The organism is Microbacterium sp. 69-10 (assembly GCF_001897945.1).
In the GTDB taxonomy this organism is placed as follows: Bacteria; Actinomycetota; Actinomycetes; order Actinomycetales; family Microbacteriaceae; genus Microbacterium.
Genome location: NZ_MKRT01000001.1, coordinates 115,270 through 123,242, shown reverse-complemented (window position 1 = coordinate 123,242; position 7,973 = coordinate 115,270). Strand labels below are relative to the sequence as shown.

Below are 7,973 nucleotides of genomic sequence, written 5' to 3'. Positions count from 1 at the left end.
GACGCGGCAGCACCCGCCGTTTCTGGGACACGGTGCGAGCAGGGTGGCGGATCAGGCGGATGCCAGGGCGCCGCGCACGCGGAACGCCGACGGCGTCATCCCGGTGTGGCGCCGGAACGCACGGCTGAAGCCCTCGTCGGAGCCGTAGCCGAGCTCGCGGGAGACCTCGCTCACGCCACGGCCGTCGATGAGCAGGGCGCGGGCCGCCCGCATCCGCACCTCCGCGACGTACTGCGCGGGGGAGATGCCGAAGGCGAGACGGAAGCGTTCTGCGAACACCGTGCGGGACAGGGCACTGACGGCAGCCATCTGCTCGACGGTCCACTCACGGCCCGGGTCGGAGTCGATCGCGCTGACCACGCGGTCCAGGAACGGGTCGTTCGACCGCGACGGCCAGCCCTGCGGGGCGCAACCGACACTCGACCAGGCGCGGATCACGGACTGCAGAAGAGTGGTCGCCATCATCCGGCAGATGACGAGGTCGCCGCTGCGCTCGCAGACGGACGGCGCGTCGCCACCCATGTGGTGGGCGAGTGCCGCCGCGGCGGGCTCGAGTTCGTCGAAGCGCCGGATCCAGGCGGTGTCGGGCAGCAGCGCACTGAGGTGCGCGGCGCTGTCTGCCCACGCGAGCCGCGACACGAGCACCCCGGAACCCGCCGGGATGCGCAGAGTCAGCGAGCGGTCGGCGACGAGCAGTGCGTCGCCGGCGCGAAGGTCGTCCGGCAGCCCGGCATCCGTCGGCGTCCCGATGCCGCCGCGCAGCACGTACACGAGGGAGAGGCCGTCGAGGACGACGGCCTGGTCGGTGTCGGGCAGGATGCGATGCTGCGAGCGGATGCTGATCGCAACCTCGCCGAGCATCCGTTCCAGCGCGTCGCTCGACGTCGAGGACGTGGGCGTGGGCAGGATGCTCAGGACAGGACTGCTCATGAACAGGGCAACCCGCCTGCGCGCGTGACTATTCCGTGCTGCGAACCGACGCCGAACCACCACACAGACGTCGAGCCACCACGGAAGACGCGGCCATCTGCGTGGTGGCTCGGCGATTCGGTGGTGGCTCGGCGCGGGTGGCAGCACGGCTTAGCCGTGCGTGTGGATGTGGATGTGTGTCGCGGGGATGCCGTGACGGTGGTGGCCGCGAGCGAAGCCCCGGCCCATCTCGTGGTGGCCGTGGCCCTCGGTGCGGTGCTCGAAACCGTGGCGATGCTCGAAGCCGTGGTGGTTCTCGGGCCCGTGCTCGCCGAAGCCGTGGCCGCGGTCGAAGTCGTGCTCACCGGAGTGGCGCCCGCGACCGAAGCCGTGCCCGTGGCCGCGATGACCGGGCACGCCGTGGCGGTGACCGAACCGGGAAGCGGGGCCGTGATCGCATCGGCCACTCCGGGGGAGGCGCTTGCCCTCTTCCCAGCCGAACTCGCGGGCGATCTTCTCGAGGGCGGCCGTCATGGTCGCGTACTCCTCGGCGGAGACGGCTCCGGCGACGCGGGCGCGCAGCTCGTCGACGGCGGTGCCCAGGCGCTGCTTGGCCAGGGTGCCGGCGTCGGTGAGGCCGAAGCCCTCGCGGGTGCGCTCGACCCAGCCGAGCTCGATGAGCCGGTGCAGCTTGCGCGGATGGACGGGGCGGCCGTCGGGGACCGTGCCGTCGATGCGGTTCAGCATCCGCCAGTCGCGGCGGGTGATGCCCTCGTCCTCGAAGACGGTGGCGAACTCGGCGCGCATCAGGCGGTCGACCGCCGTGATCCAGTAGCCGAAGGGGCGGGTGTTGTCATCAGTGGTGTTCATGGGAATCCTTTGTATGTCATGTTGCATGTACATGCAGTGTGACATGTAATGTCGATGCATGTCAAGTCGCATGTAAAATCGGACGCATGAACGACGCGCAACCGGATCCCGCCGACGCCATCGCCGCCGCGCTGGCGCGCCTCCGCGGCCGGCGCGGTCCGCACCAGCATCCGCACGACCGCGGCGCGCACGACCGCGGCGCGCACGACCGCGGCGGGCGCGAGCACGGTCCGCACGGCATTCGTCCGCATGGACGCGGTCCGTGGGTGGCAGATGCCGGGATGCGTCACGGTGGCGCCCCGGCTGTGCTGAGGATGCTGGACGCGCTGGCGCAGGCATCCGAGCCGCTCAGTGTGAGCGGCCTCGCCGACGCCATCGGAGTCGATCAGCCGCGCGCGTCACGGCTGGTGCAGCAGGGCGTCGATCGCGGCTGGGTCCGACGTGAGGCCGACCCCGAGGACGCCCGGCGCACCCGCATCGCCCTGACCGACGAGGGCACGCGCATGTTCCGGGGCATGCGCGGCGAACGGCGCGAGGCACTCGGCCGCGCGCTCGCCGCCTTCACCGAGGAGGAGAGCGTCGAACTCGCCCGGCTGCTGACGAAGCTCGCCGACAACTGGGGCTCCTGACTCAGGCGCCGCGCACCCCGCGCTGCTCGCTCGCATCCGCTCGATCGATGCCGTGCGGTCCGTCGGCGGCGAACGCGATCACCGCGTCGAGCACGCGATCGGCCCCGAGGATGCGGTTGTGGCCGAGTCCCTGAGTCACCAGAAGGCGAGCCCGTTCGCCGTGTGCCCGATGCAGGGCGTGCGCGTTCTCGATCGTGACTCGGGGGTCGTCCTCGTCGTGCACGATGAGCAGCTCCACCTCCGGCGGCAGCGGATGCGTAACGGAGTCGAAGCGGGCGATGCCCTCCTCGCGTGAGATGCCGAGCCGGCGGTGGAAGGCGCGCTCGAACGCCTCGCTCGCGCGGGGCGACAGCCGCAGCATCCGTTCGAACTCGTCGTGGAACGCCTGGACGGATCCCGCCGCCGAGATGGTGATCACCCGGCGTGCCTGTACGCCCTCTCGGACCGCCGCGAGGGACGCGAATCCGCCGAAGGAGTGGCCGATCACTAGTTCGAACGGCCCCTCGGATGCGGCGAGGCGCTGGGCTGCGGCGACCCAGTCTCTGGCGTCGGTGCGTCTGCCCGATGAGTCGCCGTGGGCGGGGGCGTCGAAGGCCACGACGCGCCACCCCTCGGCGACCAGATCGCGCACCATCGTCGCGAACTGCGAGGCGCGCCCGTCCCAGCCGTGCATGAGAAGTGCGGCGCGCGCGCCTGCTCCCCACTGGTAGGTCACGACGTCGTGTCCGCCGATCCGGATACTCTCGCGGCGCGCCGCATCGTGGGTGACGCGATCGCTGTCACGCACGCGCATCTGCCGGGTCGTGGCGAAGAACGCGACGTTCGCGACGCGGCCGGTGAGGGCGGGTGACACGGCGTCGATCCGGCGGATGCCGCTCACGAGGATGTCTCTCAACGAAGTCATGCCGAACTCCTGACTATACGAACGATCGTACATAGAGTATCCGAACGATCGTTCGTAGACTAGGGGCATGTCCGATCCGGTCACCGAGCAGCAGGTTGCAGATGGGCGTCGCCTGCGCGGCGACGCCTCTCGCCACACGGTGCTCGCGCATGCGACCGACCTCGCCTCGGTGGAGGGGCTGGACGGGCTGAGCATCGGGCGCCTCGCCGAGGCATCCGGACGCAGCAAGAGCAGCATCGCCGGGCTCTTCCAGAACAAGGAGGGGCTGCAGCTCGCCACCGTCGACGCCGGCCGTGCCGTGTTCGTCTCGGTGGTCGTCGAGCCCGCGCGCAGTCGGCCACGCGGACTTTCGCGTCTGGTGGCTTTAATGAGCAACGTGATCGAGTACTCCCGCAGCCGCGTCTTCGCCGGAGGCTGCTTCTTCGCCGCGATCTCCGCCGACTACGACTCCAAGCCCGGGCCGGTGCGCGATGCCGTCCGCTCGGCGATCGAGCAGTGGTACGGGTACCTCGAGATCCAGGTGCGCACGGCCGCCGGCGACGGATCGCTGGACCTGGATGACGAGGGCATCGAGCAGCTGGCGTTCGCGCTGCCGGCCCTGTATGAGCAGGCCAACGCCCGGTCGCTGCTCTACGGCAGCGACCGTCCCTACGCGCTCGCGGCCCGGGGCATGCGCGACCTCCTGCTCCAGGCTGGAGCGGATGCGTCGACCCTGAGCGCGCTGCCGGTCTGACGGAAGACGCCGCGGAGGCTCAGACCCGGACATCCTTCGGGAAGCGCACGAAAAGCAGCAGCACCAGGCCGATCAGCAGGATCAGCCCGATGCCCAGCACGCCGTACACGATCCCGCCGAACCAGGCGAGGAACAGCGACCAGGCCAGGGGGGACAGGAACGAGGCGACGCGACCGGTCGTGGCGTACAGGCCGAAGATCTCGCCCTGCTGGCTCGGCGGAGCGAGCCGGGTGAGCAGGCTGCGGCTGGCAGCCTGGGTGGGGCCGACGAAGGCGCACAGCAGAAGACCGCAGATCCAGAAGACGATGGTCCCGTAGTCCTTGAGCGCGAAGACGATGAACGCCATGACGACCAGGCCGGAGAGCGCGATCACGATCAGCCGCCGGGGGCCGATCGCGTCGTCGACGCGACCGGCGAGCAGCGTCGAGACCCCCGCGACGAGGTTCGCGGCGAGCCCGAACACGATCACCTCGAGGAACGAGAAGCCGAAGCCCTGCGCCGCGAGCACGGCGCCGAAGGCGAACACACCGGCCAGCCCGTCGCGGTAGACGGCGGCCGAGAGCATGAACCAGAAGGTCGGACGGTTGTCCCGGAACAGCCTTCCGATGTTCTTCGCCAGCACGACGTAGGAGCGGAAGAAGCCCACCCTCTCGGAGCTCGCGTACGCCGGGGACTCGGGCACGTTGCGGAACAGCGGGATCGAGAACAGGATGGTCCACACCGCGCAGATCACCGCCACCAGCTTGAAGGCGAGCGGCTGGTCCTGCCCGATGAGGAAGAGCACGGGGATGCAGACGATCAGCGCGACGACCCCGCCGATGTAGCCCAGACCCCAGCCCAGGCCCGAGATGCGGCCGACGTTCTTCGGCGTGGAGACCTCGGAGAGCATCGCGTAGTAGCTCACGTTGCCGATCTCGCTGATCACGGCTGCGATCGCCACAGCGAAGGCGCCGAACCAGAAGAACTTCGGGTCCGCCTCGACGAAGAACAGCGCGAACTGCAGCAGCGCGACGCCGATCGTCGCCCCGATCACCCACTTCTTCTTGTTGCCCCGTGCGTCGGCCTGCTGGCCCAGCACGGGTGCGAGCACCAGGATCACGATGCCGGCCGCGAAGTTGGCCCAGCCCCACCACTCCGAGAGGTCGGTCAGGCTGCTGCAGTACGCGGAGCCGAGGTACTCCGACTTGTTGCAGTTCATGTAGCTGCCGTCGGCGAGCAGCCCCGAGGCGCGTACGTCCGGGTCCAGGAACATCCGCGAGGTCAGGTACAGCGCGATCCAGACGAAGGTGAGGATGACGGTGTTGAACGGCTGCAGAGCCCAGTCCCACATCGCCCACGAGATGACCTTCTTGCGGGAGGCGGGCGCCACGTCGTCGTGCTCGCGCCCGAATGCGGTCATCGCGGCGGTGTTGATCGGAGTGCCCGCCGCGGAGTGATCGTCGCTCATGCTTCGAAGTCTGGCTGCCGCCGGTGAACGGCCGGTGACGGCGCGCCGTGCGGGATGCCGTGGTCGGGCATCCGCAGGCGCCGGCCTCACCCGAACGACGCCGCGAGCAGCCCGGCGAAGAGCTCCTCCGGGTCGCGCTCGAGGCGGCGCCGGGTGAACCAGTCGCAGATGTTCACGCAGTCGCGGTGCAGCAGGTCCAGGCCCTGCGGGTTCGCGACCGTGTCGACGATCTGCGGCAGGTCGATCACTCGCACACGCCCCTCGTGCACCAGCAGGTTGTAGGCGGAGAGGTCGCCGTGGGCGAAGCCCGCGGCGGCGAAGATGCGCATGAGGTCGACGATCTGATCGAACAGGTCGGCGAGATCCACGACATCCGATCGCACCTGCGCGAGCCGGGGCGCCGCGGCGTGACCGTCGCCGAGGAACTCCATCAGGATCTCGGTGCCGTCCACCTGCACCGGATACGGCACCGGCGCGCCGAGCTCATGCATCCGGCTGAGCGCGGCGAACTCCGCGAACGACCACTGCGCGGCGGCGACCTCGCGGCCGTGCGCGGACTTCTTCGCCAGGGCGCGGGCGTCGCGGGTGTTCTGAGTGCGCCGCCCCTCCGTGTACACCGACGAGCGCTGGAAACTGCGGTGATCGCTGCCGCGGTAACGCTTGGCCGCGAGCAGCGTGCGCTGGCCGGGGTCGTCGGGGACGGCGCGCTCGATCAGGAAGACGTCCGCCTCCTTGCCGGTCTTCAGGATGCCGAGCTCGGTGTCGACCGCGGCGGCGCTGGTCACCACCCAATCAGGGCGGGGCAGCGGTCCGCGCTCGGTGGGCATGGTCGCCGGCCAGGTCGACCAGCGCTGGTTCTCCTGCAGCACGGTGTCGGCGAAGGCGAGGGTGACGTCGAAGGGAGAAGCGTCGAAGGACGCGGGGATCTGTGTGTTCACGGGAATGGCTCCGGACGGGAGGCCACTCGCGGTTCAGGAGCGGGCGGCCTCGAGGATGAGGATGTCGATGGCGGTGGGCGCGACAATGACGGTGTTCATCGTGGGCTCCTTCCGCTCGCATCCTCCGGGCGCGTCCCGGGTGCACTGTCGTCGATCGTACGTCACTCTGGCCGAGCGCGCGAGGGCGTGTCAGTCTGGTCGCACGGATCGGAGGCGTGCGATGGAGGATCGGTTCACCACCCGACTGCTGGATACGGAGACCTGGCCCGACTTCGCCGCACTGGTCGAGGCCAGCAACGGCGTGTGGGGCGGATGCTGGTGCATGGGCTTCCACCCGGAGGGCGTCGGCCGGCCGGGCCAGACCGCCGAGGTCAATCGGGCGGCGAAGCAGGCGCATGCCCAGGCCGGCACCCTGCACCAGATCCTGGTGTACGAGGGGACCGACTGCGTGGGATAGTGTCAGTTCGGCTCACCCGCCGAGCTGCCGAACATCCAGAACCTGCGCGCGTACGAGGCCGCCGGCGCACCCGCGCCAGCGTGGCGCATCGGCTGCATCTTCACCGCCTCGAAACGGCGCGAGCAGGGCGTGGCGCGGGCGGCGGTGGCTGCGGCGCTGGAGGAGATCCGGAAGGCGGGCGGGGGAGTCGTCGAGGCGTATCCGGAGCAACTCGCGGACCGCAAGCCGCAGCGCGGGGCGTACCTGCACACCGGACCCGAGGAGCTGTACGCCGGTTTCGGCTTCGTGCGCGATCGGCGGGTCGCGAAGTGGCGCTGGGTGATGCGTGCGGAGATCAGGTCTCGTCAAGATCTCTGAATGTCGGTGACCCTGCTCATACTTGAGTCATGGATACTTCATCGATCGATCCGACGGGGCACAGGGACGTGCTGTCGGGTCTGGTCGAGATGGCGCAGAGCATCGAGGCGTCGATCGACGGACTGCTGGCGGCGCGCGACGGGGTGCTCGCATTGGCGGCACGGGTGGCGCTGTCTCAGGCGTCGGATGCGGATGATGCCGACCTGCAGGTGCGTGCCGTGGCTGCGGAGCTCGGGGCGGCACTGCGGGTCAGCGACCGGACGATCCAGCGGCGGATGGTGGCCGCTGAGGTGAAGGTCGACCGCTTCCCGGCGGTGTGGGCGGCACAGGGTGCGGGGCGGATCAGTGCCGGGCATGCGCGAGTGATCGTCGAGGCCGGCGAGCGGATCGAGGACCTGGGCGCCAGGGCTGCGTACGCGGACCGGATGGTCGCGTTCGCGGAGGGTGAGTCGCCGAACCGCACCCGGGTGGTCGCGGAGCGTCTGGCGGAGCAGTGCCAGCCGCGGTCTCTGCAGGAGCGGCATTCGGATGCCCGTGAGCAGCGGGGCGCGTGGGTCAAGGACCTCCCGGATGCGATGGCCGAGTTCGGCGTCTACGGCCCGGCCGTGCTCGTGCATGCTGCATTTGAGCGGCTCACCGGGATGGGCAAGGTCAGCAGGCGTCTGGATCGGAACCCGCTGCCGGGTTGTGACAACTCTGGCGGCGAAGGTGCCGTCCCGGATCCGCGCA

General features: G+C 70.0%; 10 protein-coding genes. 5 read left to right on the top strand and 5 right to left on the bottom strand.

The features are described 5' to 3' along the window. Positions 1-51: 51 nt before the first annotated feature. Positions 52-930, bottom strand: coding sequence for an AraC family transcriptional regulator (locus BGN97_RS00630; protein WP_292697129.1), 879 nt, complete (start codon positions 928-930; stop codon positions 52-54). 150 nt (positions 931-1,080) lie between these two features. Then, positions 1,081-1,779: a hypothetical protein gene (locus BGN97_RS00625; protein ID WP_292697127.1), complete on the bottom strand. Its 699-nt coding sequence runs from the start codon at positions 1,777-1,779 to the stop codon at positions 1,081-1,083. Between the two features lie 86 nt (positions 1,780-1,865). Here BGN97_RS00625 and BGN97_RS00620 point away from each other — a divergent pair, with 86 nt between their 5' ends. Next, entirely contained in the window at positions 1,866-2,408 is a 543-nt protein-coding gene (locus BGN97_RS00620) for a MarR family winged helix-turn-helix transcriptional regulator (RefSeq protein ID WP_292697126.1), read from the top strand. Between the two features lies 1 nt (position 2,409). Here the strand turns inward: BGN97_RS00620 and BGN97_RS00615 are convergent, their stop codons facing one another. Further along, on the bottom strand, positions 2,410-3,312 hold the full coding sequence (locus BGN97_RS00615) for an alpha/beta hydrolase (RefSeq protein ID WP_292697125.1): 903 nt from the start codon (positions 3,310-3,312) through the stop codon (positions 2,410-2,412). 67 nt (positions 3,313-3,379) lie between these two features. Here BGN97_RS00615 and BGN97_RS00610 point away from each other — a divergent pair, with 67 nt between their 5' ends. Next, on the top strand, positions 3,380-4,045 hold the full coding sequence (locus BGN97_RS00610) for a TetR family transcriptional regulator (protein ID WP_292697124.1): 666 nt from the start codon (positions 3,380-3,382) through the stop codon (positions 4,043-4,045). A 19-nt stretch (positions 4,046-4,064) separates the two neighbouring features. Here BGN97_RS00610 and BGN97_RS00605 read toward each other — a convergent pair whose 3' ends face one another. Continuing rightward, positions 4,065-5,492, bottom strand: a complete 1,428-nt coding sequence (locus tag BGN97_RS00605) for an MFS transporter (RefSeq protein ID WP_292697123.1) — start codon at positions 5,490-5,492, stop codon at positions 4,065-4,067. A gap of 86 nt (positions 5,493-5,578) precedes the next feature. Further along, entirely contained in the window at positions 5,579-6,430 is an 852-nt protein-coding gene (locus tag BGN97_RS00600; RefSeq protein WP_292697122.1) for an RIO1 family regulatory kinase/ATPase, read from the bottom strand. 220 nt (positions 6,431-6,650) lie between these two features. Between BGN97_RS00600 and BGN97_RS00595 the strand changes: the two genes are divergently transcribed. The 3 genes from BGN97_RS00595 to BGN97_RS00585 form a co-directional block, all read left to right on the top strand. Then, positions 6,651-6,887, top strand: coding sequence for a hypothetical protein (locus tag BGN97_RS00595; RefSeq protein ID WP_292697120.1), 237 nt, complete (start codon positions 6,651-6,653; stop codon positions 6,885-6,887). A 129-nt stretch (positions 6,888-7,016) separates the two neighbouring features. Beyond that, positions 7,017-7,244, top strand: a complete 228-nt coding sequence (locus tag BGN97_RS00590) for a hypothetical protein (RefSeq protein ID WP_292697118.1) — start codon at positions 7,017-7,019, stop codon at positions 7,242-7,244. Positions 7,245-7,273: 29 nt separating this feature from the next. Next, positions 7,274-7,973 (top strand): DUF222 domain-containing protein (locus BGN97_RS00585; protein ID WP_292697116.1); only part of this gene is annotated, 700 nt, incomplete at its 3' end.

What these genes read in the sequence shown, in the direction of transcription:
- BGN97_RS00620 (WP_292697126.1), top strand. Translation starts at nt 1,866, where the DNA reads ATGAACGACGCGCAACCGGATCCCGCCGACGCCATCGCCGCCGCGCTG.
- BGN97_RS00605 (WP_292697123.1), bottom strand. Translation starts at nt 5,492, where the DNA reads ATGAGCGACGATCACTCCGCGGCGGGCACTCCGATCAACACCGCCGCG.
- BGN97_RS00610 (WP_292697124.1), top strand. Translation starts at nt 3,380, where the DNA reads ATGTCCGATCCGGTCACCGAGCAGCAGGTTGCAGATGGGCGTCGCCTG.
- BGN97_RS00615 (WP_292697125.1), bottom strand. Translation starts at nt 3,312, where the DNA reads ATGACTTCGTTGAGAGACATCCTCGTGAGCGGCATCCGCCGGATCGAC.
- BGN97_RS00630 (WP_292697129.1), bottom strand. Translation starts at nt 930, where the DNA reads ATGAGCAGTCCTGTCCTGAGCATCCTGCCCACGCCCACGTCCTCGACG.
- BGN97_RS00595 (WP_292697120.1), top strand. Translation starts at nt 6,651, where the DNA reads ATGGAGGATCGGTTCACCACCCGACTGCTGGATACGGAGACCTGGCCC.
- BGN97_RS00625 (WP_292697127.1), bottom strand. Translation starts at nt 1,779, where the DNA reads ATGAACACCACTGATGACAACACCCGCCCCTTCGGCTACTGGATCACG.